General features: G+C 66.9%; 20 protein-coding genes. 13 read left to right on the top strand and 7 right to left on the bottom strand.

Annotated elements, in window-relative coordinates:
* Positions 1 to 2 precede the first annotated feature (2 nt).
* The gene (locus NZ773_05820; protein ID MCS6801442.1) at positions 3 to 1,088 is read right to left on the bottom strand and encodes a class I fructose-bisphosphate aldolase; all 1,086 of its coding nucleotides are present in this window, start codon (positions 1,086 to 1,088) and stop codon (positions 3 to 5) included.
* Between the two features lie 201 nt (positions 1,089 to 1,289).
* Here NZ773_05820 and NZ773_05815 point away from each other — a divergent pair, with 201 nt between their 5' ends.
* The 9 genes from NZ773_05815 to NZ773_05775 all read left to right on the top strand — a co-directional run bounded on the left by NZ773_05815 (position 1,290) and on the right by NZ773_05775 (position 11,712).
* Entirely contained in the window at positions 1,290 to 2,351 is a 1,062-nt protein-coding gene (locus NZ773_05815) for a methyltransferase domain-containing protein (protein MCS6801441.1), read from the top strand.
* A 183-nt stretch (positions 2,352 to 2,534) separates the two neighbouring features.
* Positions 2,535 to 3,728 carry a CapA family protein gene (locus tag NZ773_05810; GenBank protein ID MCS6801440.1) on the top strand — a complete coding sequence of 398 codons (1,194 nt, stop codon included), beginning with the start codon at positions 2,535 to 2,537 and terminating at the stop codon, positions 3,726 to 3,728.
* A 431-nt stretch (positions 3,729 to 4,159) separates the two neighbouring features.
* Positions 4,160 to 4,924: a dienelactone hydrolase family protein gene (locus NZ773_05805; GenBank protein MCS6801439.1), complete on the top strand. Its 765-nt coding sequence runs from the start codon at positions 4,160 to 4,162 to the stop codon at positions 4,922 to 4,924.
* Between the two features lie 269 nt (positions 4,925 to 5,193).
* A complete protein-coding gene (metK, locus tag NZ773_05800; protein MCS6801438.1) occupies positions 5,194 to 6,417 on the top strand; it encodes a methionine adenosyltransferase in 1,224 nt (407 codons plus the stop codon).
* A gap of 15 nt (positions 6,418 to 6,432) precedes the next feature.
* Positions 6,433 to 7,389 (top strand): GDP-mannose 4,6-dehydratase, encoded by a 957-nt coding sequence (locus NZ773_05795; protein MCS6801437.1) that lies wholly within the window; start codon positions 6,433 to 6,435, stop codon positions 7,387 to 7,389.
* Positions 7,386 to 8,489: an NDP-sugar synthase gene (locus tag NZ773_05790; GenBank protein ID MCS6801436.1), complete on the top strand. Its 1,104-nt coding sequence runs from the start codon at positions 7,386 to 7,388 to the stop codon at positions 8,487 to 8,489. The genes NZ773_05795 and NZ773_05790 overlap by 4 nt, the downstream gene beginning before the upstream one ends.
* A gap of 51 nt (positions 8,490 to 8,540) precedes the next feature.
* Positions 8,541 to 9,602, top strand: a complete 1,062-nt coding sequence (locus tag NZ773_05785) for a bifunctional phosphoglucose/phosphomannose isomerase (protein ID MCS6801435.1) — start codon at positions 8,541 to 8,543, stop codon at positions 9,600 to 9,602.
* 46 nt (positions 9,603 to 9,648) lie between these two features.
* Positions 9,649 to 10,860 (top strand): CinA family nicotinamide mononucleotide deamidase-related protein, encoded by a 1,212-nt coding sequence (locus NZ773_05780; GenBank protein MCS6801434.1) that lies wholly within the window; start codon positions 9,649 to 9,651, stop codon positions 10,858 to 10,860.
* A gap of 90 nt (positions 10,861 to 10,950) precedes the next feature.
* Positions 10,951 to 11,712, top strand: a complete 762-nt coding sequence (locus NZ773_05775; protein ID MCS6801433.1) for an FxLYD domain-containing protein — start codon at positions 10,951 to 10,953, stop codon at positions 11,710 to 11,712.
* Here NZ773_05775 and NZ773_05770 read toward each other — a convergent pair.
* The gene (locus tag NZ773_05770; protein MCS6801432.1) at positions 11,697 to 12,032 is read right to left on the bottom strand and encodes a DUF971 domain-containing protein; all 336 of its coding nucleotides are present in this window, start codon (positions 12,030 to 12,032) and stop codon (positions 11,697 to 11,699) included. The two genes, NZ773_05775 and NZ773_05770, sit on opposite strands and share 16 nt — an antisense overlap.
* A gap of 80 nt (positions 12,033 to 12,112) precedes the next feature.
* On the opposite strand from NZ773_05770, the gene mfd reads away from it, so the two are divergent.
* The gene (gene mfd, locus NZ773_05765) at positions 12,113 to 15,535 is read left to right on the top strand and encodes a transcription-repair coupling factor (GenBank protein MCS6801431.1); all 3,423 of its coding nucleotides are present in this window, start codon (positions 12,113 to 12,115) and stop codon (positions 15,533 to 15,535) included.
* On the top strand, positions 15,535 to 16,335 hold the full coding sequence (locus NZ773_05760) for a trypsin-like peptidase domain-containing protein (protein MCS6801430.1): 801 nt from the start codon (positions 15,535 to 15,537) through the stop codon (positions 16,333 to 16,335). The genes mfd and NZ773_05760 overlap by 1 nt, the downstream gene beginning before the upstream one ends.
* A 264-nt stretch (positions 16,336 to 16,599) precedes the next feature.
* Here the strand turns inward: NZ773_05760 and NZ773_05755 are convergent, their stop codons facing one another.
* Complete coding sequence (locus NZ773_05755) at positions 16,600 to 17,979, bottom strand: NAD-dependent succinate-semialdehyde dehydrogenase (GenBank protein ID MCS6801429.1); 1,380 nt, start codon at positions 17,977 to 17,979, stop codon at positions 16,600 to 16,602.
* A gap of 187 nt (positions 17,980 to 18,166) precedes the next feature.
* Between NZ773_05755 and NZ773_05750 the strand changes: the two genes are divergently transcribed.
* Positions 18,167 to 19,213 (top strand): class I SAM-dependent methyltransferase, encoded by a 1,047-nt coding sequence (locus NZ773_05750; protein MCS6801428.1) that lies wholly within the window; start codon positions 18,167 to 18,169, stop codon positions 19,211 to 19,213.
* 26 nt (positions 19,214 to 19,239) lie between these two features.
* On the opposite strand, the gene NZ773_05745 is transcribed toward NZ773_05750, so the two are convergent.
* The 4 genes from NZ773_05745 to gnd form a co-directional block, all read right to left on the bottom strand.
* A complete protein-coding gene (locus NZ773_05745; protein ID MCS6801427.1) occupies positions 19,240 to 21,087 on the bottom strand; it encodes a glycoside hydrolase family 15 protein in 1,848 nt (615 codons plus the stop codon).
* 167 nt (positions 21,088 to 21,254) lie between these two features.
* On the bottom strand, positions 21,255 to 22,916 hold the full coding sequence (gene pgi / locus NZ773_05740; GenBank protein ID MCS6801426.1) for a glucose-6-phosphate isomerase: 1,662 nt from the start codon (positions 22,914 to 22,916) through the stop codon (positions 21,255 to 21,257).
* A 120-nt stretch (positions 22,917 to 23,036) separates the two neighbouring features.
* Positions 23,037 to 24,116 (bottom strand): transaldolase, encoded by a 1,080-nt coding sequence (gene tal, locus NZ773_05735; GenBank protein ID MCS6801425.1) that lies wholly within the window; start codon positions 24,114 to 24,116, stop codon positions 23,037 to 23,039.
* A gap of 657 nt (positions 24,117 to 24,773) precedes the next feature.
* A complete protein-coding gene (gnd, locus tag NZ773_05730) occupies positions 24,774 to 25,793 on the bottom strand; it encodes a decarboxylating 6-phosphogluconate dehydrogenase (protein ID MCS6801424.1) in 1,020 nt (339 codons plus the stop codon).
* A 171-nt stretch (positions 25,794 to 25,964) separates the two neighbouring features.
* On the opposite strand from gnd, the gene NZ773_05725 reads away from it, so the two are divergent.
* The gene (locus NZ773_05725) at positions 25,965 to 26,627 is read left to right on the top strand and encodes an SDR family oxidoreductase (GenBank protein MCS6801423.1); all 663 of its coding nucleotides are present in this window, start codon (positions 25,965 to 25,967) and stop codon (positions 26,625 to 26,627) included.
* Position 26,628: the final 1 nt, after the last annotated feature.

Here is a 26,628-nt window from a genome sequence, read left to right as displayed (position 1 = left end):
GCTTAGGCGATCGTCACGTCCGGGCAGAGATAGACGTCTTGGATCGCGTGCAGCAGCTCAATCCCCTCCTTCATCGGCTTCTGGAACGCCTTGCGCCCGCTGATCAGCCCCATGCCGCCCGCGCGCTTGTTGATAACCGCCGTGCGCACCGCTTCAGCAAGGTCGTTCGCGCCCGAAGCGCCCCCGGAGTTGATCAAGCCCGCGCGCCCCATGTAGCAGTTGACCACTTGGTAGCGGCAGAGGTCAATCGGGTGGTCGGAGGTGAGCTGGGTGTAGACCAGTTTGCTCGTCTGGCCGTATTTCACGCCGTTGACGCTCAGCGCGCCGTAGCCGTTGTTGTTCTCGGGCAGCTTTTGCTTGATGAGGTCGGCCTCGATCGTCACGCCAAGATGGTTTGCTTGACCGGTCAAGTCGGCAGCGAGATGGTAGTCCTTATCGGCCTTGAACGCGCTGTTGCGGAGATAGCACCAGAGCACGGTGAACATCCCCAGCTCATGCGCTTGGGCAAACGCCTGGCTGATTTCGACGATCTGACGGCTGCTCTCTTCGCTGCCGAAGTAGATTGTGGCGCCGATGCCTGCCGCGCCGAGATTCCACGCCTGCTTGACACTCGCAAACAGAATCTGGTCGTACTTATTCGGGTAGGTGAGCAGCTCGTTATGGTTGATCTTGACAATGAAGGGAATTTTATGGGCATAGCGCCGGCTGACAGCGCCGAGAACGCCGAGGGTCGAGGCGACAGCGTTGCAGCCGCCTTCGATCGCCAGTTTGACGATGTTCTCCGGGTCGAAATAGATGGGGTTCGGCGCGAAGCTCGCGCCGGCGCTATGCTCGACCCCCTGGTCAACGGGGAGAATGCTGACATAGCCGGTGCCGGCAAGACGGCCGGTGTTGAAAAGCGCGTGAAGATTGCGCAATGTCTGGCTGTTGCGATCGCTCGGCTGGAACACCGTGTCGAGAAAGTCGGGACCGGGCAAGTGCAGCAACGAGCGGTCGATGGTGCGCGACTGGTGAGAGAGCAGCGACTCGGCTTCATCGCCGAGAAGGCGGACAATGCGGTCAATGGCCCGTTCACTTGCGACAACCATGGGCACACTCCTTTGTGGCTCGTCCTCACGTGCTGGGGTCGCCAGCCGGCGATCATTATGCCTGGTCAGGCGCCAGTCGTGCTCGCGCCTCGGGACAGAACGTGCAGCGCGCGCGTTGATTGAACCGCTCTATGCATGATGCTAGACTAGCAGAAGAATTTCAATCTTTCTCCGTCGGCGGCGCCGGCACAAGGAGCAGCAATGGGCATCACGGATACGTTTGTGCCATCGGAGCAGACCAAATTCAAGCAAGAGGACCGCGCGACGCTCGACTTTCTGAAGAACATCAAGACGGTCAGCGCTGCCGTCGTCGGCAGAGTGGCGCGCGAGCGCTACGAAGCAGCCGTGCGCGAGGCGCTTGCTGCCGGCCGCCAGCCGCCCTCCACGCCGCGCGAAGTGGCAGACCTCATCAATCCGCTCTTCGAATGGCAGGCCGACCGCTTTATCTCTCGCCAGGCGCAAGAGATGCTCTGGCCGCGGCTGTTTGAGGCGCTCCTGCCCGAGGAGGAACAGTATCTGCAGCGGCTTGAGGCGCCCGTGGAGAACCCGAAGGGCAGTCTGCGCCTTAATCCCGACCTGCAGTATCCCGCCTATTACGAGATCGACTACCACATCCAGCCCGGCGGGATGCACGGCAAGCCGATGATCCCGTGGGTCATGGAAGTCGGCCGTGCCATCTACCACTCGGGCGCCAACGACCGCTGGGAACAGCAGACGAAGGTGGCGCGGGCGATCCCCGAGGGCCGCTATGAGCGGATCCTCGACCTCGGCTGCGGCATGGGGTCGAGCGTTATCGTCCTCAAGGAGCGCTTCCCCGACGCCGAGGTGTATGGCGTCGATATGTCCGCGCCGTTCTTGAAGTACGCCCACCGCTTCGCCGAGCGGTTCGGGATCGCGCTCCATCTCAGCCAGCAGAATGCCGAAGCGACCGACTTCCCGGACGAGTATTTCGATGTCGTCTCGTGCTGCATCCTGTTCCACGAAATTCCCGATGAAGCCGCCGAAAATGTCATCCGCGAGGCCTATCGGCTCCTGAAGCCGGGCGGCATCTTTAATGTCGGCGACATCGGCCCCTACCGGAAGCTCGACCCCTACCGCGCCTTCTTTGCCGACTGGCAGACAGAGAACAATGGCGAGCCGTACTGGCGCTCCCACGGAATGCGCGACCTCGAAGCGATGTTCCGCGCCGCCGGCTTCCGTGAGGTGACCCAAGCGCCGGTCGAGCCGGACGCAATCCTGTTCACAACCCAAGGCCGCAAGTAGCCGCCGTGCGCCCCCCGCCGCGCCGGCTTCTCAGCGTGTGGCAGGGCGCCTGCGCTCCGCTCGGCAGAGGAGATGCCGCTAGGAGCGGGCCTGCTGTCTTGAGCGCAGGGGCTGCCGCCGAGACGCGCGATCGCGGCGCTGCCGGCGCTTGAAGCGGGAGCGCATCGCTTCGATACTCCGCGCATGCCCAGCCGCTGGACGCGATGGATCGGAGGAGGCTGCGTGCTGCTCGGCGTCGCCTTCGTCGCGCTCGCCGTCAGCAGCGCGGGCTATGTCGTCGTCCAAGGCAGCGGCGGCGACCTCGTGGCTGCCGCGTTCGCCACCCCCACCTTCACCCCCCTTCCTCCGACAGCAACGGCCTCCCCCTCGCCGACGCCGACCTCTCCGGTCGGCATCCGGCCGCCGGAGCTGCCGCCGCTGCGCGTCGCCGACCTGCTGACCACGACGCGAGCCCCCCTTCCTGCCGGGGTCGACCCGCGGCGCGTGCGCACCCTGATCGTCACCGGCGACGTCATCCCAGCACGCTACGTCAACTACAAGCTGACCGCGCGCGGCGACTTCATCTACCCCTTCCGCGCCACCATCGACGTTCTGAAGGACGGGGACGTGCGGTTCATCAATCTCGAAGCGCCGCTTCTTCGGCGCTGCCCGGTTGTCACCAGCGGCTACCAGTTTTGCGGGGATGTCCGCTTTGTCGAGGCGCTCAAGTGGGCCGCGATCGATATGGTCAATCTCGCCAACAATCACGCCGGCGACTACGGCGTTGAAGGGGTGGAGGAGACGATCGCGCATCTGAAGGCGGCGAATATCGGCGTGACCGGCCGGGGCGAGATCGCCTACCTCGATGTGCGCGGCGTGCGCTTCGCTTTCCTCGGCTACAACGGCATCGGCGTGCGGTTCGACCGGGAGAAGATCCGCCGCCAAGTCGCCGAGGCCCGGCGCGCGGCCACGGTCGTTGTCGTCCAATTCCACTGGGGCAAGGAGTATGTGTCGACGCCGGCCATTGAACCGGGCGTGGCCGACGACGACCCCCGCGAGATCGGGCGGCTCGCGATCGACGCCGGCGCCGACCTCGTAGTCGGCAACCATCCGCACGTGGTTCAAGGCATCGAGATCTACCAAGGGAAGCTGATCGCCTATTCCCATGGCAATTTCCTCTTCGACCAGATGTTCCAGCGCGATGTTCGAGAGGGGGTGATCGGCCGCTACGTCTTCTACGACCGCTGGCTCGTGAGCGCCCACTACTTCCCGACGCTGCTCGACGACTACACGCAGCCCCGGCTGCTGCAGGGCGCCGACGCTGAAGCGGTGCTCAAGCGAATGCGCGACGCCAGCCTTCAGCTGCTCGCTCGGCCGTTCCTCTCACGCACCCCCTGAGCAGCACCGCCCTGCGCTGCGCCGCTCCCGAGAGCAGAGAGGAGAAACCGCTCTGGTGCTGCCTCCGCCCGCCGCCTTGGCGCCCTCTTTTCTCCCCTGCGGGAGATCGGGCGCGTCCCCAACTGCCGCGGTCTCGGCGCGCCCGCGCCGCAGCACGATGCATCCAGCCCCTTCACTTCTGGCGCGCGCCGGCGTCGCGGGACGCCGGCGGAACGCCTGCCTGCCGCTCCAGCCTCGACCCTCCCTCTGCTGCGGGCGACGCAGCGCCGCTTCGCGTTCGGGAGCCTCGCCCCGCCGGCGCGATCAACCGCCTCGCCCATCCGACGGTGTGGATGCTGTCGCGGCGAGTGCCGCCGTCGGCAGGAGCTGCTGTCGCGCTATGATGTCGGATGCCCGCTGCGCAGCGGAGCGCGTGATTGAGGTGCTGACCGATGTGCGTTCCTCCGGATGCCGAGCCGCCGATCCGATCCAACGGCGCGAAGGTTGAGACGAAGCTGATCACGCTGACAGCGAGCGACGGGAATCGGTTCGCCGCCTTCGCCGCCATGTCGGCCGCCCCGAGCGGGGCCGGGGTTGTTATCCTCCCCGACGTTCGCGGTCTCTTCAAGTTCTACGAGGAGCTTGCCGTCCGCTTCGCCGAAGAGGGGATCAACGCGGTCGCCATCGACTACTTCGGCCGAACGGCCGGGGTAGGCGAACGCGACGCCGATTTCCCTTTTCTGGATCATGTCGCGCAGACCACCGCCGCCGGGGTCGCTGCCGACACCCGCGCGGCGGTCGAGTATCTCCGGTCGCCCGAGGGAGGGTCGTGCCGAAGCATCTTCACGGTGGGGTTCTGCTTCGGCGGCGCCCACTCGTGGCTGCAGGCGGCGAATGGCCACGGCCTCGCCGGCGCGATTGGCTTCTACGGACGGCCCGGCCCGACCCGCGACGGCGCGCCCGGTCCGGCGGCGCGCGCGAAAGAGATGACCTGCCCCGTGCTTGCGCTGATGGGCGGCGCCGACCCCGGGATTCCGCCGGAGGCGGTCGATGAGCTGCGGCAGGCCTTCCAAGAGGCCGGGCTGAAGCACGAGGTCGTCGTCTATCCGGGCGCGCCGCACAGCTTCTTCGACCGGGCGTACGAGCAGTATGCCGAGGCGTCCGCGGATGCGTGGCAGCGCTGCCTCGCCTTCATCCGCGAGCATTCCCGCGCCTGATCGAGAGCGGCCGCGCAGAAAGCAGGAGCCGTCTCGAGGCCGCAGCGCGGCAGGGCTGCTCCGCGCTGCGGCCGCTCCCTGTCGCGCGCCGCGGGATGGCGGCGGACCGCAACGTGAGAGCGGAGGCGCTTCGATCGCGTGCGCCGTGCGGCGATCGTGTCGCCTTGTCGCGATCGGGAACAGCCGCTAAGCTTCGGAACAACGATTCCGAGGCCAGCAGCCTCGCCTGGGTGGAGAAATCGGAGGGAGATCTTCACGTGAACGACCCGATGGGTAGCACCACCTTCATGCGTTCCCCGCAATTGTTCTTCACCTCGGAATCGGTGACCGAGGGGCACCCCGACAAGATGTGCGACCAGATTTCCGACGCGATCTTGGACGCGCACCTCGCTCAGGACCCGGAGGCGCGAGTCGCGTGCGAAACCGCGACGACCACCGGCTTGATTGTCGTCCTCGGCGAGATCACCTCGCGCGCAGTGGTGAACTACCCAGAGATCGTTCGCCAAACGGTCGCCGAGATTGGGTACACGAACTCGGCGTTCGGCTTCGACGCGGCGACCTGCGGCGTCATCGTCGCGATCGGCACGCAGTCCCCCGACATCGCTCAAGGCGTCAATACCGCTCTTGAGGTGCGCGGCAGCCAAGTTGTCGACGAGGCGGAGCGCTTCGGGGCGGGCGACCAAGGGATGATGGTCGGCTTCGCCTGCAACGAGACGCCGGAGCTGATGCCGATGCCGATCGCCTTGGCCCACCGGCTGACCCGCCAGCTCGCGGCGGTGCGCCGCTCCGGCAAGCTCCCCTACCTGCGGCCAGACGGCAAGTCGCAAGTGACCGTCGAGTACCGCTACGGCCGGCCGGTTCGCGTTGATACGATTGTGATCGCGGCCCAGCACGATCCGGCCGTCTCGCGCGAGCAGCTGACGCTCGATATCCGGGAGCACGTCATCAACGCGTGCATCCCCGCCGACTTCCTCGACGAGAGCACGAAATATTTCATCAACGCCACGGGGAAGTTCGCTATCGGCGGCCCGATGGGCGATGCCGGTCTGACCGGCCGCAAGATCATGGTCGACACCTATGGCGGGATGGCGCGGCACGGCGGCGGCGCCTTCTCCGGCAAAGACCCAACCAAGGTCGACCGGTCGGCTGCCTATGCCGCACGTTGGGTCGCCAAGAACATCGTCGCCGCCGGCTTGGCCGACCGCTGCGAAATTCAGCTTGCCTACGCGATTGGGGTCGCGCGCCCCGTTTCGATCTTCGTCGAGACATTCGGCACGGGGCACGTTCCGGATGAGGTGATTGTCGACCTCGTCAAGAAGCACTTCGACCTGCGGCCGGGGGCGATCATTCGCGACCTGAAGCTGCGCCGCCCGATTTACCGGAAGACCGCAGCCTACGGGCACTTTGGCCGCGACGACATCGATGCACCGTGGGAAAGCACCGACAAGGCAGCGCTGCTTCGCGCAGAAGCGGGCGTCGCTACCGTCGGGTAGCCTACTGGGGTCGCCCTGAAAGCGCTGGTCACCGGCGCCGCCGGGTTTGTCGGCCGCCATCTCGTCCGTCACCTTCTGGCCGAAGGGGATGAGATTTGCGGCGTCTACAAGCCCGGCCTTCCCCCCGCCACGCACGACAGCATCGACTGGCGGCCCGCCGAGCTGCTTGACGCGGCGACCGTGCGAGCCCTTATCCGCGAGGTGCAGCCTGACTGCATCTATCACCTCGCCGGCCAAGCGTCGGTCGCGCTCTCGTGGACCGACCCCGTGGGAACGTTCGAGGCGAATGTCGAGACGACCATCGTCCTGTTCGAAGCGGTGCTGGCAGCGGGCATCGATCCGGTGGTGCTGGTGGTCGGGTCGAACGAGATGTTCGGCGCAGCGCGCCCTGAGGAACAGCCGCTCGGAGAGAGCGCCCCGTTTCGCCCAGCCAATCCCTACGCGACGAGCAAGGTGGCGCAAGACTACCTTGCCTACCAGTACGCCGTCAGCCGGCGCTTGCGGACAATCCGCGTTCGGCCGTTCATGCATGTCGGCCCGGGGCAGCGGCCAGACTTTGCCATCGCGAGCTTCGCTCGCCAGATCGCCGCGATTGAGGCGGGGGAACAAGAGCCGATCCTGCGGGTCGGCAACCTCGACTCCGCCCGCGACATCACCGACGTCCGCGATATTGTTCGCGGCTATCGGCTGCTCGTCACTCGGGGAAGGCCGGGCGACGCCTACAACATCGGCCGCGGCCAAGCCTACCGCATCGGCGACCTGCTTGAGATGCTGCTCAGCATGGCCGCACGCCCCATTCAGGTCGAAGTCGACCCCGAGCGCCTTCGGCCGGCCGATACGCCGGTCGTCCTCTGCGACACGCGCAAGATCGAACGCGAGATCGGCTGGCGCCCTGAGATCGATCTCCGTACGACCCTTCGCGATACGCTCGCCTATTGGCGATCCCAGTTTGGCATGAAGGTACGGCCGTGAAAGGAGTGATCCTTGTCGGCGGCGAAGGCTCGCGCCTGCGGCCGCTGACTTCGCGTCTTCCCAAGCCGATGGTTCCGATCGTCAACCGTCCCTTCCTCGAGCGCATGATCGCGTGGATCCGCAGCCATGGGATCACCGACATCGTGCTCGCGATGGGCTACTTGCCAGACCGCATCCGGGAGCGGCTCGGCGACGGACAAGAGCTCGGCGTCACCCTCACCTACTCGGTTGAGGACTCGCCCCTTGGGACGGCAGGGGCTGTCAAGCTCGCCGCCGGCCACCTCGACGAGACCTGCTTCGTCTTCAACGGCGATATCCTCACCGACCTCGACCTCGGCGCGATGCTGGCCGCCCACCGGCAGGCAAAGGCGACCGTCTCGATCGCCTTAACTCCGGTCGACGACCCGACGCAGTTCGGCGTCGTCGAGTTCGACGCCAACCGCTGGATCACGAAGTTTTCCGAAAAGCCGCGCCGGGAGGAGGTGCGGAGCAATCTGATCAACGCCGGCACCTATCTCATCGAGCCGCATGTGCTTGAGCGGGTGCCGAGCGGACAGTACTGGATGTTTGAGCGCGGCCTCTTCCCCGACCTTCTCGCGGCCGGCGAGCGGCTGCTCGCCTATCCCTCAGACTGCTATTGGATCGATATCGGCACACCAGAGAAATACCGCCAAGTGCACCGCGACCTGCTGGCAGGACGGCTCCACCTCCATCTCGGGCGCCCGCGCGATCAGGGGCTCTGGGTCGGCCACGGCTGCGATATCGATGAATCGGCAACCTTCACCGGCCCGGTCGTCCTCGGCGACCGGGTCCAGATCGGGCCGGGCGCTGTCATCGCCGGCCCGACCGTCATCGGGGCGGGCAGTGTTGTCGGCGCGAACGCCAACGTGACCAGTTCCATCCTCTGGGAGAATGTGCGGATTGGCGACGGCGCCATCGTCAGCGACTGCATCATCGCGAACGACAGCCGGGTCGACTGCACCGCCTTCAACGCTCTCATCGGCGCAAATGTTGTCATCGAGCCGGGCAATCGGCTCGACTGCGGCATCCGCATCTGGCCCGACCGCGTGATTCAGCGCGATACCCTCACCTTCGGCTAGGATCGCCCTCTCTCGAGCGGCGGGAGGGAAGCCGCTCCCTGTGGAGTCGCGATGCTCGACCATCCGGAACGGCTGCGCGCCAACGACCCGAGCAACATGGAAGGACGGATCCGGGAATTCCCGGAGCAATGCCTCGTGGCGTGGGAAGCGGCGGGGCAAGCGCCGCTCCCCGCGATCCCCACGCTGACGAACGTGGTCATCTTCGGGATGGGCGGCTCGGCGATCGGCGGGGACCTCGTTCGGTCACTGACGGAGCGCGATGCGCGGGTGCCGATTTTGGTTATTCGCGATTACGCCCCCCCGCGCTGGGTCGGCCCGGGGACGCTTGCTATCGGCGCCAGCTATTCCGGCACAACCGAAGAGACGCTGAGCGCGATGGCCGCCGCGATCCGTGCCGGGGCGACGCCGCTCGCGCTGACTACTGGCGGTCCCCTTGCCGATCTCGTCACCGCGGCGGGCGGAACAGCCATCCCGGTCACCTATCCGGCAAAGCCGCGCGCAGCAATCGCGCATCTCTTTCTGCCGCTCCTCCGCGTGCTGGCCCGGCTCGGCATTGTCGACGATCGGTCCGCCGAACTGGTCGAGGCGGCGCGCGCAGTGCAGGCAGCGCGTGACCGCTGGGCGCTTGAGACGCCAGAGGCAGCCAACTCCGCCAAGCTGCTGGCGCGGGCACTGCACGAGCGGCTGCCGGTGTTCATCGCCGGCGGGCACCTCGCGCCGGTCGCTCTCCGCTGGAAGGGGCAGATCAACGAGAATGCCGAGGGGTGGGCCGTTGCCGAACTGCTGCCCGAGATGAACCACAACGTTATTGTGGGGATCGCGCAGCCCGCCCAAGTTGCCCGGCTTGTTGAGGTCGTCTTCCTCTCCTCGCCCCTCCTTTCCGAGCGGATCCGGATGCGCGAGCGGGCGACGGCGGCGCTCCTCGAGCAGGCCGGGGTCCGCCAGCGCGTCATCACTGCTGAAGGCCGCTCGCTCCTCGCCGACCAGCTGACCCTCATTCATCTTGGCGACTGGGTCAGCTACTATCTGGCCGGCTTGCGCGGCGTCGACCCGACACGCATCGACCCGATCGACCGCCTGAAGGCGCTGCTCGCCGCCTCGCCCAGCGGCTAGCCGACGACTGCCGCTCTGCACTCTGATCCTGAGCGAGGGAGCCTCCATGCGCGCAGAAATCATCTCGGTCGGCACCGAGCTGCTGCTCGGTCTGCTCGTCGATACGAACGCTGTCTATCTCGCCCAGCAGCTCGCCGCCCTCGGGATCGACCTGTTCTACATCTCTACCTACGGCGACAACCTCGACCGGCTCGCGGAAGGAGCGGCGCGCGCCTTCGCGCGGTCAGACGTGACAATCTTCACCGGGGGGCTTGGCCCAACCGAGGACGACGTGACCCGCGAGGCGATCGCGCAGGCGCTCGGCGAGGAGCTGTATCTCGACCCCGCGCTCGAAGCTGCCCAGCGCGCGTTCTGGGAGCGGCGCCAGCTGCCGATGCCGCCGCGGAACCTGCGCCAAGCCTCCCTGATCCGTTCGGCAACGCCGCTGCCCAACCCCCTTGGCACTGCACCAGGCTGGTGGGTCGACCTGCCGAACGGCGCAATCGCTGTCGCGATGCCGGGCGTGCCGCGCGAAATGACGCGCATGTGGGAGCACGAAGTTGTGCCGCGGCTGCGCGCGCGCGGCGCCGGGGGCATCATCCTCACCCGCACCGTCAAGATCTTGGGCAAGGGCGAGTCGGCGGTCGAAGAAGCGGTGCGCGATCTCCTCACGTCGGCCAACCCCACCATCGCTACCTACGCCAAGGCAGACGGGATTCACCTTCGGCTTTCAGCAAAAGCGGGCAGCGCCGCCGAAGCCGAGGCGCTGCTCGCCCCCCTCGAGCGGGAAGTGCGGGCGCGGCTTGAGCCGGATATTTACGGGGTCGACGATGAGACGATCGGCGGCGTGATCGCGCGCGCCCTCGGAGAGCGACGGTTCGCGATCGTCGATGCGCTGACCGCCGGCGAGCTGAGCGCCACCCTCGCCGAGACACCGGCGCTCGCCGAGGCGCTCGCCGGCGCGCTCGTCGCCGCCGCGCCGACCAGCACGGCTTGGGGCTCTCCGCTCGGCCAGCCCGGCAGCGAGGCAGAAGCGCGGGCGCTTGCCGCGCTTGCCCGCGAACGGTTCGGCGCCGAGGTCGGCATCGGCGTGAGCGGGGTTGCCGGGCCGACCCCGATCGGCACCGCCGAGCCCGGGACGATCGCCATCGCCATCGACCACGAGCGCCGCGAGAGCCAATCGATCGTCCGCGTCTCTTCTCCCGCCGAAGTGCGCCGCTGGGCGACCTACGCTGCGCTCAACCTGATCTGGCGCTCCCTCACTCATCGGCCGCTCTGACGCCAAAATCAGAAACTTTGCTCCTTGCTGCTCAGTACACTTAGTGGGAGCGTCGCCGCTGCCCTACTCCAGCGCCGGAGGGACTGCCAGATGATGCGAACCGTTCATCGAATCGCCACCCTCGCCGCTGCTCTGAGCTTCGCCCTTCCCGCGAATGCGGCCCCGCTCGCGCCTGCTCGGCCAGCGGCTGTTGCCGAAGAGGTCGCCGGCGCGCGCGTCGTCAGTTGGCATGTCTACACCTACGGCGATCAGGTCCTGTGGGTGGTCGGCGAGATCGCCAATACCAGCTCGAGCGTGCTGCTGCAGCCCTCGGTGGTTGCGCGCTTCGTCGACCCTGCGGGCGTGCTCGCGCTCACCGCAGAAGCGCCGCTCGATGCGTCCTATCTTCGGCCGGGAGAAGTCTCGACGTTCCGCGTCACTGTTGTCGATCCTCCTCCCTACATCCGGCTGGCAGCGCTTGAGCCCAAAGGAACGCCGAGCGTCTCCGACCAACCGATCGGCAGCGCCCGCATCGTCGACCGGCGCGGCGCTTTCGAGGAGATCGGGGAAGACCGCATCTTCGTGCGGGAGGACTGCGACCCCGAAACGGAGGATTGTTACTACGTCGAGCGGGTCAGGGTGCGCACCGACAACTACCTCGTCGAGGGCACGGTCGTGAATGCGAGCGCCGTGCCGATCCGCAACGTCCGGGTGTCGGTCGCGCTCTACAACCAGTCGGGCGCGTTGGTCAACACGGGGGTCAGCGGGGCCGCAGCGGTCCTCGCGCCCGGGCAATCGGCGAGCTTCTCCATCCTCGTCTACTGGGCGCCGGGCACAACCAGCTTCACCGTCCGCGCCTACAGCGACGACTGACGCTCCGCCGCTTCAGGAAAGGCGAGCGCATAGAGCAGGGTGAACGGATAAATCCCTGTATCGTGGCCATCTTTCCAGAGCGCGGCGATCGCGTAATTGCCGACCCCCCGGATCTGCTCGAGTGTCCTTTCGTCGTCGGTGAGAGTCGTGACCCTCGCCAGCCGGCCGGGGACCCCCATCTCTCCGGCGCAGATCGCGCAGGGGCAGGCCCAGCGCAGCCGCTCCCACTCAATTACGCCTTGGCGGCCGTCGGCCCATTCCGTGATAAGGCGCCGCCCTTCTTTATCGTTGCGGATAACGCGCGGTCGCGGCTGGTGCATACCAGCATTGTAGCGGCAGCCGGAGCAGAACGAGGCGCGTGCTACACTTGTTGCAGACGCAGTCGCGGAGCCCTCCCAGCGTGAACCTCGCCGGTTTGCTCGGCCTTCTCCGGCACCAGCCCGCCTTTACCGACCTCCTGACAGAAATGGCTGCGGGCCGGCCGGTCGTGCTGCGCGCCCTTCGGGCCGCAACGCCGGCCCTTGTTGCGGCGCTGTCCGAGTCCAGCGGGCGGCCGCTGCTGATCGTGACCGGACGCACCGAGCGCGCCAAGGCGCTGGCAGATCAGCTGACGCTCTGGATGCCCGACCAGAGGCGTATCTTCCTGTTCCCAGAACCAGAAGGGCTGCCCTACGAGCGCGCGCTGCCCGATCCGATCACTGCGCAGCGGCGGCTGCGCGCGTTGGATGCTCTCCTCCACAGCCCGCATCCTGTCGTGGTGGCGGGGGTGCAATCCATCCTTCCCTTTACCCTCCGCCGTCGCGACCTCGAAGGACGTCGGCGCGTTCTTCGCGTCGGCGACCGCGTGCGCCTTGAGGCCCTTCTCGCCTTTCTTGTCGACGCAGGATACGAAGCGGCCGCCGCCGTCACAGCTGCCGGCACGTTCGCCCGCCGAGGCGGCATTCTCGACATCTTTTCGCCAACCGAAGCGGCGCCGGTGCGGGTCGAGCTGTTCGGCGACGAAATTGAGAGCCTGCGCGCGTTCGACCCGGTCTCCCAGCGGTCGACAGCGCTCGTGACCGAGGTCACCATCGGGCCGGCGCGAGAACATCTGGCGACGGCGATCCCGGAACTCGACCTGAGCGGCCTGAGCGAGGAGGCGCGAGGGCGGCTGCGCGCCGACCTCGACCGGCTGCGCGCCGGCGAGACGTTCGACGGGATCGACTTCTACGCGGGACTGCTTCCCCACGCCAGCATCTTCGACTACCTGCCGCCGGGCGCGGTGCTGGTCGTCGATGACCCGCGCGACGTTCGCCTCGCGGCAGAAGGGCTGGTGGAGCAAGCCATGTCGCTGCGAGATGCGCTGATCGCCCGACGGGAGATCCCGCCTTCCTTCCCGCTGCCGCACCTCTCGGTCGATGAGCTCCTGACGGCAATTGAGCGGCACCGCTGCCGTCTCGAGCTGACAGCGTGGGGAGCGGAAGACCCGCGCGCGCGGTCGTTGCCTCTCGGTCCGGTGGAAGCATTTGCCGGTCGGCTGAACGAGTGGTTCCGCCGGCTTGCCGACGACCGACGGGCTGGCCGGCCGATCGTCGTCACCAGCTTTCAGGCCGGGCGGCTGCGCGAGTTGCTGGAGGAGCGCGGGCTCACCCCGCGGGTCGACGACTCTCCTTCGCCTCCTGCTCCCGGCGAGATCGTCCTGACCAGCGCGACGATCGAGGAAGGCTGGCAGCTCGAGGGCGGGCTGGTCCTCTACAGCGACCGAGAACTTTTTGGGCTGGCTAAGGTTCGCCGCCTCGCCCCCGAGCGCCCGCGCGCTGCGCCGCCGCCCGCCAACTTCCTCGCCGACCTGAAGCCGGGCGACTATGTGGTGCACGTTGAGCACGGGATAGGCCGCTTTGCCGGTCTGACCACCCGCAGCATCGAGGGAGGAGCGGCACGCGAATATCTCATCCTCGAGTACGCCGAGGGTGACCGGCTGCTGGTGCCGACAGACCATCTCGATCGCGTCAGCCGCTATATCGGCGGCGCCGAGCGAACGCCGTCGCTGACGCGGCTTTCGAGCGGCGAGTGGGCGCGCAGCAAGGCGCGGGTGAAGAAAGCTGTCGAGCAGGTTGCGCGCGACCTCCTGCGGCTCTACGCGCTCCGCGCCGTCAGCCCCGGGCGCGCCTTCGGCCCGGATACACCGTGGCAGCGCGAGCTGGAAGACTCCTTCCCCTATGTCGAAACGCCCGACCAGTTGATCGCGATCGAGGAGACAAAGCGCGATCTCGAGCGTCCCCGGCCGATGGACCGCTTGATCTGCGGCGATGTCGGCTACGGGAAGACGGAGGTCGCCATTCGCGCTGCGTTCAAAGTCGTGCAAGAAGGAGCGCAAGTTGCGGTTCTCGTGCCGACCACGGTGCTAGCGCAGCAGCATCTGCACACCTTTCAGGAGCGGCTGGCCGCGTTCCCTGTTACGATCGAGATGCTCAGCCGTCTCAAATCCGAGAAGGAGCAGCAGCGGATCCTCGCCGGTCTTGCTCAGGGGAGCATCGACATCGTGATCGGCACCCATCGGCTGATCCAGAAGGATGTGCAGTTCAAGAACCTCGGCCTCGTGGTCGTCGATGAAGAGCAGCGCTTTGGGGTCGTGCACAAAGAGCAGCTGAAACGGATGCGGGCGGAAGTGCACGTCCTCACGATGACTGCAACGCCGATCCCGCGCACCTTGCACCAAGCGCTTGTCGGCGTGCGCGACCTCAGCCGGATCGACACGCCGCCCGAAGCGCGGCTTGCGATCAAGACGACGGCGGCCGAGTATAACGAGACGCTTGTCCGCCAGGCGATCTTGCGCGAACTGGATCGCGGCGGCCAAGTCTTCTACGTCCACAACCGCGTCGCGACCATCGAGGCGGCTGCGGAGCGGCTGCGGCGGCTAGTGCCGGAGGCGCGGATTGCGGTCGGGCACGGCCAGATGCCGGAGGAGCAGCTCGAGCGCGTGATGATCGACTTTGCGGCCGGCGCCTACGATGTGCTGGTCTGCACGACGATTATCGAATCGGGGCTCGACCTCCCGAACGCGAACACGATCATCATCACCGACGCTCATCGCTTCGGCCTCGCTCAGCTGTATCAGCTGCGGGGCCGGGTAGGACGCGGCGCGAACCGGGCGTATGCGTATCTCCTCTTCCCGCGCGACCAGCGGCTGAGCGAAGTGGCCGAGCGGCGATTGCGCGCGATCCTTGAAGCGAGCGAACTGGGAGCAGGCTATCAGATTGCGCTGCGCGATCTCGAGATCCGGGGCGCCGGCAACCTGCTCGGCGTCGAGCAGAGTGGTCATATCGATGCGGTCGGCTTCGATCTCTACACCCGCCTGCTTGGAGAAGCGATTGCGGAGCTGAAAGCCTCGCTCGAGGGCAGGCCGGTCGAGTCACCGACGCCCCCGCCGGCGCCGGCTCCGCTGATCGACCTCGGGCTCCCAGCGTACCTGCCGCCCGACTTTGTGGAAGACCAGACCACCCGCTTGCTCCTCTATCAGCGATTGGTCGAAGCGCGGACACCGGGCGAGGTGGAGGACCTTGCCGACGAGATTCGCGACCGTTTCGGCGAGCTGCCCGAGCCGGCGCGCAATCTGCTCTTCATCGCCACCCTACGCACGCTGGCCGCCGGGCGAGGGGTTGAGACAATCGCGACGCGAGATGGTGCTATCGTGGTTCAGGTAGCGGGCCGGCTTGACCGGGCAAAGCTCGAGCGGCTTCTCGGCCGGTCTGTCCGGATTGGGGTCAGCCAAGTTCACATTCCGCGGGGCCGAAACGGGTGGGCCGAAACCTTGCGCAAGACCGTTGAGGCGGTGACAGCCTGATGCGCGGCGGCGTCTTCTGCTTGGGCTACGCGCTGGGGGCGATCACGACGCTCCTGATGGCGATCGGCGTGGGGGCGCTCATCGTCGCCATCAGCGCCGCGCCGCTCGTCAGCCCCGGCCCGACCCCCTCGCCAACCGCGCGCGCTGTCAGCGCCCCGCCGGCAACGCCGACCGCCGTCCCGCGCACGCCTGCGCCAACTGCCACCTCCAGCCCTCCCCTCACCGCCGCCCAAATCGCAGAGCGCGTCAAACCCGCGGTCGTCCAGATTTCTGCCAACAACGCTACCGGCAGCGGCATGATCCTCGACAACGTCGTCAACATCCTGACAAACGCGCATGTGGTCGGCCGCGCCGCCACCGTCACTGTCCGCCTGAGCAGCGGCCGCACCCTCCAAGGCCGGGTCGTCGCTCGCGATGAGGACCGCGACCTTGCCATCGTCCGCGTCGAAGCGCAGAACCTGCCCACCGTCCGCCTCGGCGACTCCACAACGCTGCGAACCGGGGACGACGTCATCGCGATCGGCTATGCCCTCAACCTGCCGGGCGAGCCAAGCGTCAGCCGCGGCCTTGTCTCAGGAATTCGCAATGCTCAGCGCACCGACCTGCAGTACATTCAGACCGATGCAGCGGTGAACCCAGGCAATAGCGGCGGGCCGCTCGTCAATTCGCGCGGCGAAGTCGTCGGCATCGTCACCTCCCGCATCACCTCCGACGCCGGACGCGCCGTTCAAGGGATCAACCTCGCAATTGCAGTTTCCTCCGCCAAGCCCACGATCGATCGGCTCATCGCTGCGCGCTAACGCAGCCGCTTCGCGGAGCTGGTCAGGCGCTGCCGAGAGCGCTGATCCGCAAGGCAGCAAGCCGCCGAGTGCGCAGTTCGCCGCAGCAGGATCGGCACGCTGCGCTCCCGGCGTTCGCGCAGCTGGGGTATGCCGCCGGCACGCCCGCGCCCGCCGTTCCTTCGCGAGGACAAGCGCGGGCGCGCCATCCTAGGCGCCGTCCCCAGCAGGGGAGCACAGCGGCGGAAAGCGCTTCCTCGCTCGCAAGCATGCCCCCGTCTGCCATCAGCGCGGCGTACTCGGCCCGACCCAGACCGTCTTGATGTTCGTGAACTCGCGGATGCCGAAGACGCCGAGCTCGCGGCCGTAGCCGCTACGCTTGATGCCGCCGAAGGGCAGGCGAGGGTCTGAGGCGACGAGACCGTTGATGAACACGAGCCCTGCCTCAATCCGGCGGGCGAGCGCCTTGGCGCGGTCAAGGTCGGCCGTCCAGAGCGCTGCTCCCAAGCCGTACTCGCTGGCGTTGGCGAGCGCGATCGCCTCCTCGCTCTCCCGCGCCCGGATAACCGCCGCGACGGGACCGAATGTCTCCTCACGAAACGCCGGCATGTCTGGCTGCACCCTATCGAGAATGGTGGGCTGATAGAAGAAGCCGCGCCGCGCAAGCGGCGCGCCGCCGAGAACGAGCCGCGCCCCGTGGGCGCGACTTGCTTCGACTTGGCGGGCGAGCGTGTCGCGCAGGTCAGCGCGGGCAAGCGGCCCGACATTGGTCGTGCGATCAGCGGGGTCGCCGACCCGGAGCGCTTGGACCGCGGCGGTGAACCGCTCTAGGAAGGCGTCGGCGACGGGCTCCTCGACGATGAAACGCTTGGCAGCGATACAGCTCTGCCCGGCATTCTGATTGCGCGCTCGGGCAGCGGTCTGCGCTGCCGCATCGAGGTCGGCATCAGCAAGGACAATGAACGGGTCGGAGCCGCCAAGTTCGAGCACCTGCTTCTTGAGACGCCGTCCGGCAGCGGCAGCCACCTTCTCTCCGGCAGCGCTCGAGCCGGTAAGGGTGACCGCCGCAATGCGCGGGTCGCCGATGATCGCGTCGACAGCCTCATTCCCAACGAGCAGCGCCCGCAGCGTCCCATCGGGCAGCCCCGCCCGACGCACGATCTCTTCGATGGCGAGCGCGCAGCGCGGGACATTGGCAGCATGCTTGAGGACAGCTGTATTGCCGGCAACCAGCGTCGGCGCCAAGAAGCGGAAGACCTGCCAGAAGGGAAAGTTCCACGGCATGATCGCCAAGACGACGCCGAGCGGGTCGAATGCGACATAACTCTCGCGCGCCTCGGTCGGCACCGGCTCGTCGGCCAAGAAGCGCGGGCCATTCGCTGCGAAGTACTCGCAATTCCAAGCGCACTTTTCGACTTCTGCCTCTGCCTCGACGATCGGTTTGCCCATCTCCTCGGTGATCAGCGCTGCCCAGCGGGCCTTGTCCGCCCGGAGAACGGCCGCGAGCGCGCCGACCCGCTCGGCGCGCGCCTCGATCGGCGTCCGCGACCACACCCGATAGGCTGCCTGCGCCGCCTCGAGGATGGAATCGATCTCGTCGGCTGTTGCCTCGGGAAATGTCTCGATAAGCTCTTCGGTCGCTGGATTGATTGAGTGGATCGGCATCCCCTCCTCCTGCGCTGACTATAGCAACGCGCTTCCCGCTGCGTCGTTGCAGCGCGCTCACCGGCCGGCGCGCTCCTAGGGAGATCGTGCGGGTCGCCGGCGCTGCCTCTTCGGTCTACAATGTTCAATCGACATCCTGAGCCGTCCGCCTCGGCGTCCCCGTCGGAGGCGAGAGAGGAGGAAGGGGATGGCCGTGCTCGACGCCGGCGAGGTGCTGCTCGACCAGCCTGACCGCGCCACCATGGAATTCATCAAGACCCTCAAGGCACACACGACCGCGACGCTGAGCGCAGCGCTTGCGGCGCGCGTCGACGCTGAGGCCGAGCGTCGGCGCGACGCCGGCGCGTCCCCGCTCACCGTCGAGGAGGTCGCCGCGCTCGTTTCGCCCGATTTCCGCTGGCAGGCCGACCGCTTCATCGCTCGCCAGACCCAAGAGATGATGTGGACCCGCTTGTTCGAGGCCACCAGCCGCCACGCTGCAGAGCTGCTCGCTTGGCTGGACGAGCCGGTCCCGCAGCCGCTCGGCTCGCTCACCCTCGACCCTGCTCTCGAGATCCCGGCCTACTTCGAAGTGGAGTACCACATCCAGCCGGGCGGGATGCACCGCCAGCCGCTGATCCCCTTCGTTCTCGCCACCGGCCAAGTGGTCTATCACGCCGGCCGCAACGACCGCTGGGCCCTGAAGCGGTCAGTCGCCGAGATGATCCCGGACGGCGCCTATGAGCGCATCCTCGACATGGCATGCGGCATCGGCCAGAGCATCATCCCTATCAAGGAGCGCTTTCCCGCTGCCGAGGTATACGGCATCGACCTCGCGGCGCCACTCTTGAAGTATGCCCACAAGCTGGCCGAGCACCTGGGGCTGGCACTCCATTTGAGCCAGCAGAACGCCGAACAGACGACTTTCCCCGACAACTGGTTCGATGTCGTCACCTCCTGCATTCTCTTCCACGAGATCCCCGACGAGGCGGCGTACAATGTGATCGCCGAGGGCTACCGCCTCACAAAGCCGGGCGGCTATTTCCAGATCGGCGACACCGTGCCGTATCGTCACCTCGACCCGTTCCGCCGTTTCTCGTCCGACTGGCAGACTGAGCACAACGGCGAGCCCTACTGGCGGCAAGCCGGTCTGCGCGACTACCCTGCCTTGCTCCGCGCCGCAGGCTTCTGCGACATCGAGGAGCGGCCGACGCGCGCCGGGCTATGGGTGACCAGCGGCCGCAAGCGCGGCTGAGGCCGCTTCTCACGCGGACGCGCCGCTCAGTCGTCGCGAGGCGGATGATCCATCCCGACCGGCATCGGTCCCTTATGCCGCTTGCCGAGCGCCTCTTCGAGATAGATGACACTGTTGATCAAGCCGATGTGGCTGAATGCCTGCGGGAAATTACCGAGCTGCTTTCCTGTCTCCGGGTCGACTTGTTCAGCGAGCAATCCGAGCGGGCTAACATAGCGGATTAGCCGATTGAACAGCGCCATTGCCTCCTCGACGCGGCCAGAGAGGGCAAGGGCGTTGACGAGCCAGAAAGAGCAGAGAACGAAGGCGCCCTCGCCCCCCGCTACCCCATCGTCCGCGTTGTAGCGGTAGACCAAGCCGTCTTTTGAGAGCAGAAACCGTTTGGTCGCCTCGATTGTGCCCTGCACCCGCGGGTCGTGATAAGGCAGGAAGCCGTGCTGGGGAATGAGCAGGTTTGCCGCGTCGAGCGCGTCCTCATCGCCGAATGCCTGCACGAAGCTGTTCCGACGCGGATTGAAGCCGTGCGTTTCAATCGCCTGCCGGATCGCCATGCGGCTGGCGCGCCAGCGGGCGAGCGGCGCTTCGAAGCCGCGCCGGCGGGCAATCCGAATTGCGCGGTCGAGCGCAACCCAGCACATCAGTTTGGAATAGACAAAGTGGCGCGGCTCAGTGCGCACCTCCCAGATCCCGGAGTCGGGCTGCTGCCACGCCGAGCAGACATAGTCGGCGATGGCGGCATAGTACGGCCAGTGTTCGGGGCGGACCTCTTCGCCGTAGCGGGTCGTTTCGTAGACCGCCTCGAGCGCCTCGCCGAAGATATCGAGCTGCAGTTGGTCGGCCGCGCCATTGCCAATCCGCACTGGGCGGGAGCCGCGATAGCCCTCGAGATGACCGAGTTCTTGCTCCTGTGGGATATCGCCGTCGTGGAGCGGATAGAGCACGCGCAGGGCGGGGAGGTTCGGCGCGCGGACAACGCGGTTTCTCAGCCAGCGGCGGAAGGCGATCGCCTCCTCTTCGTGGCCGGTTTGGTAGAGCGCCTGGATGGTGAACGCCGAGTCGCGGATCCACGCAAAACGGTAGTCCCAATTCCGCTCGCCGCCGATCTCCTCCGGCAACGAGGTGGTCGGCGCGGCGGCGATGGCACCCGTCTCTGGGCAGATCAACAGTTTGAGGACAAGGCACGAACGGCTGAGCACCTGCCTCCATATCGGATTGATCGTCTCGTTGCACACCTCGCAGCCCTGAGACCAGCGCGTCCAATAGCGGTGAACGGCGGCCAGCATTTCCTCGCACCACGCGTCCGTGCGGGGCCGACGCTGCTGATAGTGCAGGAGCACCCAGCGGCGTTCGCCCTCGTCGAGCTCAAACTCGGCGCGAAGCCCTTGCGCGGACCCTGCAAGGGAGAACGGCGATTGGAGAAAGAGCTGTTCACTGCCGGCCGTCGCTAGCGCGCCGCCCGGAACGAGTTCGAAGGCAGGCATTGCCCGCGCATAGTCGAAGCGCGGGTCGAACACGATCTCGGCACGAATGCGCCCGCGCGTGCATTCGACCCGCCGCAGCACCGTCCAAAGCGCGTCGCCCGCCGTCCCATCGTTGACTGGCATGAAGTCGGTGATGACGAGCGTGCCGAAGGAGGTGACGAAAGTGGTCTGGAGGATGTTCGTCTCGCCGAGGTAGCTCTGCACTGAGGCATACTTGTTGACCGGGCAGATCTGGAAGCGGCCGCCCTTTGCGTCATCGAGGAGGGCAGCGAACACGGAGGGCGACTCCAGATACGGCAGCGGCAGCCAGTCGATGCTGCCGTCCCGGCTCACCAGCGCGCAGGTCTCCAGATTGCCGATCAGCCCATAGTCTTCCAAGTCGCGGTACGGCATCGGTCCTCCCGAGCGGTTCCTGGTCGCCCGGCCACCGGCCAGTTCGGATGCGGTGCGCAGCCCGGTTCCTGCCGCGGGCGATGCCGGCGCGAGCGAGAACGAGAGAAGCGGGGCGACGCGCGCGGGTCACCCCGTTCCCAGCGTCTTCCCGCTCTTGCGCGGACGCATCAGGAGCCTCCCTGCCGAAAGATGCGAGCCCGCCGGATGAGCGCATTGGTCGAGCTGTCATGCCGGAGCGGCGGCTCAGAGGGAGCGCGGATCTCCGGGATGATGGCAAGCGCAAGCGCCTTGCCCAGCTCAACCCCCCACTGGTCGAACGAGTTAATCTGCCAGATCGCGCCCTGGGTAAACACCTTGTGTTCGTAGAGCGCAATCAATTTGCCCAAGTTCTCGGGGGTGAGCTGGTCGAGCAGAAGCGTGTTCGAAGGACGATTGCCCTCGAACACCCGGGCTGCCGCCTGATGCTCCGGCACGCCCTCGGCCCGCACGTCGTCGACCGGCTTGCCGAAAGCGAGCGCCTCCGTCTGGGCAATGAGGTTCGCGATCAGCAGGTCATGGTGGTCGCCCAGCGGGTTGAGCGGGCGGCAAAAACCGATGAAGTCGCAGGGGATCAGCTTCGTGCCTTGGTGGATCAGCTGGTAGAAGGCGTGCTGCCCGTTCGTGCCGGGCTGGCCCCAGATGATCGCCCCGGTTTGATAGTCGACGCGCGCTCCGTCGCGATCGACCGACTTCCCGTTGCTCTCCATCTCAAGCTGCTGCAAATAGCTGGGCAGCTTCTCGAGATAGTAGTCGTAGGGGAGGATCGCCACCGTCTCCGCGCCGAAGAAGTTGTTGTACCAGATGCCGATCAGTCCCAGCAGTACCGGCAGATTGCGCTCGAACGGCGCAGTCCGAAAATGCTCATCCATCGCCCGAAAGCCGCGCAGCAGCTCCTGAAAGCGCTCCGGGCCGATGGCGATCATCAGGGAGAGCCCGATCGCAGAGCCGAGGGAGAACCGTCCTCCCACCCAATCCCAGAACTCGAACATATTGGCGGGATGAATGCCGAAGTCGGCGACCGCCTTCGCATTCGTTGAGACTGCGACGAAGTGCTTGGCGATCGCCTGCTCGTCTCCAAGCTGGCGGAGCAGCCAGTCACGCGCCGTCCGCGCATTCGTCATCGTCTCGAGCGTTGTGAACGTCTTCGAGGAGATAATGAAAAGGGTCTCCTCCGCCGCAAGGTCACGGGTTGCTTCGACGAAGTCGCTCCCGTCAACGTTCGAGACAAAGCGAAAGACGCGCGAACGGTCGCTGTACCAGCGCAGCGCGTGGTAGGCCATCGCCGGCCCGAGGTCCGAGCCGCCAATGCCGATGTTGACAATGTTCTTGATCGGCTTGCCGGTGTGGCCGCGCCATTCGCCTTGACGGACACGGCTGGCGAAAGCGGCCATCTTGTCGAGAACGGCATGCACTTGCGGAACGACATTGACGCCGTCGACCACGATCTCGTCATCGCGTGGAGCACGCAGAGCGATGTGGAGAACGGCGCGTCGTTCCGTGACATTGATAGCGTCGCCTCGGAACATCGCGTCGATCCGCTCGCGAAGACCGCACGCCTTCGCGAGCTCGACCAGCAGCCGGATTGTCTCGTCGGTCAGCCGGTTCTTGGAATAGTCGAAATAGAGACCGACGGCCTCGACAGCGAGGCGCTCGCCGCGCTGGGGGTCGGCAGCGAAGAGATCGCGGAGGTGGACGTCCTTAATCCGCTCGTAGTGGGCGCGGAGTGCCTGCCACTCTGGGCGCTGCGTGAGGCGCGGAGTGGCGCGCGGCGGCATTGCATCGTCTTTCATGGGGTTCTGCCTCTCCGAGCCGAAGAGAGCGCAACGCCGGCAGCGAAGAAGGGTAGCCCGCTCTTCTGTCCCGCCGACCACCGCGGCGGCGCTAAGGAGCAGGCCACTCCGTCACATGCCTCACCGGTGCGCGGCGAACTCCGCCCGCTTGGCAGCGACGCGGCTGGTCACGTCGTTCCACGAGGCGACGAAGGCTGCCGTGCCGTCCTGCTGCAGCCGATCGGCCAGCACGGCGATATCGACCCCAGCGGCGGTGAACCGCGCGAGCAGATCGTCCGCGCCTTCGGGCGAGAGCAGCGCCCCTACTTCGCCATGGTCTGCGAATGCGAGCAGGGTCTCTTCCGGCATCGTGTTGATGGTATTCGGCGCGACAAGCGCGCTGACGTACCACGTGTCGGGGAGGGAGGGGTCTTTGGTGCTGGTGCTTGCCCAGAGCAGCCGCTGCGCGCGCGCGCCGCGTCGGGCGAGTGCCTTCCAGCGCTCGGAGTTCAGCAGGTCGCGGTAGGCGCGATACGTCTTCTTGGCGATGGCGATCCCGAGCTGGCCCGCAAGGTCAGCCGGCACGCTCCCCATCACGGCGCGATCCCAGCGCGAGACAAAGACCGACGCGACCGAACCGACAGCGAGGTTGAGCCCAGCCTCCTGCCGGCGCTCGAGACCGCGGAGGTAGGCGTCCGCTGCCGCTTGATACTGCTCGGGAGAGAAAAGGAGCGTCACATTGACAGGGATGCCGGCAAAGATCGCTTCCTCGATGGCCGGCAGCCCCGCCGCCGTGCCGGGGATCTTGATCAGCACATTCGGCCGTCCCACCCGGGCAAACAGCTGTTTCGCCGCGGCGAGCGTGCTCTCGGTGTCGTAGGCGAGCAGCGGCGACACTTCGAGCGACACCCAGCCGTCGACCCCCGCCGTCCGGTTGTGGATCAGCCGGAAGAGGTCGGCTGCAGCCGCCACATCCTCGATCGCCAGCTCCAGAAACAGCTCTTCGTCGCTCAGCCCGGCGTCAAGACGCTGACGGATCGCTTCATCGTAGTCCGGCGTCGCGCGCAGCGCGTTGTCAAAGATCGTCGGGTTCGATGTCAGCCCCGTGACGTGCAGTTCCTCGATGTAGCGCTTCAGGGTGCCGCTCCGCACCAGACGACGGGTAATAAAGTCCAGCCAGATGGTTTGGCCAGCGTAGCGCAGTTGCTGAGTTCGGTTCATCGAGCCTCCATTTGATCCCCGGGAAATGAGACGCCTCGGCGCGTCGGCTGCAGAAGCGCGGGGCGATCGTAGCCGAGAAGGTCGCGGTCCGCTCGAGGGGCAGGGCCGGCGCACCGATCGGCGGCCGCCGCTCCATCGCGCGAACCGCGGCGCAGGACGACCGCCGTCCCCCGACCGCCCCGGCGGCGTCCCCGGCACGCCGTCTTCGCGCCGCAGTGCCGGCCGCAGCGCGATGGCTGGCAGCGCGCCTCCAACGGCACGGCGGCGTCGGCGCGGCATCCTGCAGCGACGCGGCATCGCCCCCCCGAAAGGATGGCCACCGCCACCCGAGGACAGCGCAAGCGCCTCCCACAGAGCAGACGAGACCGCTCCGCGCCCGGATCATCCCTCTGCTCGCCGAGCGCAGCGCGTCGAACAGGGCGCTCCAGCCGAAAGCGATGGCCGCGCGCCGAGAGCGCCCTGACCGCAGGGGCGGGACGAACGCGGACCGCGTTGACCGCCCCGCAGTCGGGCCGGCCGACGAAGCGGCGCGACAGTGCCGCGGGTGCCATTGATGGAGCGGCGCCGTGCTTCACCATCGACTGGGACGGAGAGAAGACCGGCGTGCGACGAGCGCCCGCGCCGTGCCTCCGCGAGACGCGGTGTTATTCGCCCGCCTCATTCGCTGCTCGTCTTCTCGACATGGCCGCCGAAGCCGTAGCGCATCGCTGAGAGCAGCTTATTGGCAAACTCGTCCGCTCCGCGGGAGGTGAAGCGCGCGTAGAGCGCCGCGCTCAAGACCGGAACCGGCACCCCCTCGTCGATCGCCGCCATGACCGTCCACCGTCCCTCGCCGGAGTCGGCGACCTGGCCGACAAAGGCGGCCAACTCGGGGTCGTCATGGAGGGCGCGCGCAGTCAGGTCGAGCAGCCAGGACGCGATCACGCTGCCGCGCCGCCACAGCTCCGCGATCGCCGGAAGATCAAAGTCGTAGCGATACAGCTCCGGCTGACGGAGGGGGGACGTCTCAGCATCGCTCGCGCGGCGGGACGTCCCGATATTGGCATTCTTCAGAATGTTCATCCCTTCGGCGTAGGCGGCCATGATGCCGTACTCGATGCCGTTGTGGACCATCTTGACGAAGTGGCCTGCGCCATGCGGTCCGCAATGGAGGTAGCCCCATTCTGGAGGCGCCGGGTCACCCTGCCGGCCCGGCGTCCGCGGCGCGGCAGCAACGCCCGGCGCGAGCGCACGGAAGATCGGGTCCAGCCGCCGCACAATCTCCTGCTCGCCGCCGATCATCAGGCAATAGCCCCGCTCAAGCCCCCAGACGCCTCCGCTCGTCCCCACATCGACGTAGTGGAGACCCCGCTCCCGCAGCAGCCGAGCGCGGCGGATATCATCGTGATAGTGAGTGTTGCCCCCGTCGATGATGGTATCGCCGGCCGAAAGCAGCGGGAGGAGACGCTCGATCACCGGATCAACCGCCGCCGCCGGCACCATCAGCCAGATGTGCCGCGGCGGCTCAAGCAGCTGGACGAACGTTGCAAGGTCGGTGCTCCCTCTCGCCCCTTCGCGCACGAGCGCTTCGACCGGGGCGCGGCTGCGGTTGTAGACGACGCAGTCGTGTCCTGCCCGCAGCAACCGGCGCGTCATGTTCGCGCCCATGCGGCCTAACCCGATCATCCCGAGCTGCATTCACTCGCCCTCTCTCACCGTCTCAGAGGCGTTAGGCTTTTGCCTCGTTCCCCTCCGCGATCGTAGCGGGAAGAGGAAGAGACGAGAAGATCCCTGCACCGCGAGCGCGGTACACTGCAGGCGCTCGGCAGAAGTGACGTCCGGGCGCGATCGGGAACACCCGGAGGAAAGATGGCGACGCTCCTCGTTGGGGCTGATGGCGGCATAGGACGGGCAACGGCGGCGCTGCTCCGCGAACACGGTCATGTAGTCGTTGGGCTCGACCGCGCAAGCGGCGTGAACGCCGCCGACCCTGACCAAGTTGCGGCGTTTCTGCGCGACAAGCCCCCGATCACGACGCTTGTCCATGTCGCCGGCACGGTGCATAAAGGGAGCATCGAAGAGCACACCCTCGCGGATTGGTACCGCATTCTCGACGACAATCTGACGTCGGTGTTTGTCACCTGCCGCGCCGTCATCCCGAGCATGCGCGCTGCCGGCGGGGGCGCGATCGTGCTGACCAGCTCAACGGCGGGACGCAATGGCGGCAACCGACTGACAGGGATTGCCTACGCGGCAGCAAAAGGAGGCGTGATCAATGTGACGCGGCACTTGGCGACCGACCTGGCGGCAGACGGCATTCGCGTCAACTGCGTCGCGCCGGGGCTGGTCGACACGCCGATGCTCGCTCCGCTCACCGAAGAGGAGAAGCGGTTCTTCACCGAGCGCACCCCGATCCCGCGGCTCATTCCCCCGGAGGAGATCGCGGCGGCTATCCTCTTTCTGCTGTCGCCGGCTGCCGCCTCGATCACGGGAGCGATCCTCGATATCAACGGCGGCCGCTGGATGGGCTGAG

The organism is Dehalococcoidia bacterium (assembly GCA_025054935.1).
Classification (GTDB): Bacteria; Chloroflexota; Dehalococcoidia; order SpSt-223; family SpSt-223; genus JANWZD01.
Note: the sequence above shows the minus strand (reverse complement) of the source record. Positions and strands in the feature narration are given on the sequence as shown.

Coding starts and splice junctions, on each gene's coding strand:
- metK (MCS6801438.1), top strand. CDS start 5,194: ATGGGTAGCACCACCTTCATGCGTTCCCCGCAATTGTTCTTCACCTCG.
- NZ773_05805 (MCS6801439.1), top strand. CDS start 4,160: ATGTGCGTTCCTCCGGATGCCGAGCCGCCGATCCGATCCAACGGCGCG.
- NZ773_05780 (MCS6801434.1), top strand. CDS start 9,649: ATGCGCGCAGAAATCATCTCGGTCGGCACCGAGCTGCTGCTCGGTCTG.
- NZ773_05785 (MCS6801435.1), top strand. CDS start 8,541: ATGCTCGACCATCCGGAACGGCTGCGCGCCAACGACCCGAGCAACATG.
- pgi (MCS6801426.1), bottom strand. CDS start 22,916: ATGAAAGACGATGCAATGCCGCCGCGCGCCACTCCGCGCCTCACGCAG.
- NZ773_05815 (MCS6801441.1), top strand. CDS start 1,290: ATGGGCATCACGGATACGTTTGTGCCATCGGAGCAGACCAAATTCAAG.
- NZ773_05750 (MCS6801428.1), top strand. CDS start 18,167: ATGGCCGTGCTCGACGCCGGCGAGGTGCTGCTCGACCAGCCTGACCGC.
- NZ773_05775 (MCS6801433.1), top strand. CDS start 10,951: ATGATGCGAACCGTTCATCGAATCGCCACCCTCGCCGCTGCTCTGAGC.
- NZ773_05770 (MCS6801432.1), bottom strand. CDS start 12,032: ATGCACCAGCCGCGACCGCGCGTTATCCGCAACGATAAAGAAGGGCGG.
- NZ773_05820 (MCS6801442.1), bottom strand. CDS start 1,088: ATGGTTGTCGCAAGTGAACGGGCCATTGACCGCATTGTCCGCCTTCTC.
- NZ773_05810 (MCS6801440.1), top strand. CDS start 2,535: ATGCCCAGCCGCTGGACGCGATGGATCGGAGGAGGCTGCGTGCTGCTC.
- NZ773_05725 (MCS6801423.1), top strand. CDS start 25,965: ATGGCGACGCTCCTCGTTGGGGCTGATGGCGGCATAGGACGGGCAACG.
- tal (MCS6801425.1), bottom strand. CDS start 24,116: ATGAACCGAACTCAGCAACTGCGCTACGCTGGCCAAACCATCTGGCTG.
- NZ773_05760 (MCS6801430.1), top strand. CDS start 15,535: ATGCGCGGCGGCGTCTTCTGCTTGGGCTACGCGCTGGGGGCGATCACG.
- NZ773_05755 (MCS6801429.1), bottom strand. CDS start 17,979: ATGCCGATCCACTCAATCAATCCAGCGACCGAAGAGCTTATCGAGACA.
- NZ773_05745 (MCS6801427.1), bottom strand. CDS start 21,087: ATGCCGTACCGCGACTTGGAAGACTATGGGCTGATCGGCAATCTGGAG.
- gnd (MCS6801424.1), bottom strand. CDS start 25,793: ATGCAGCTCGGGATGATCGGGTTAGGCCGCATGGGCGCGAACATGACG.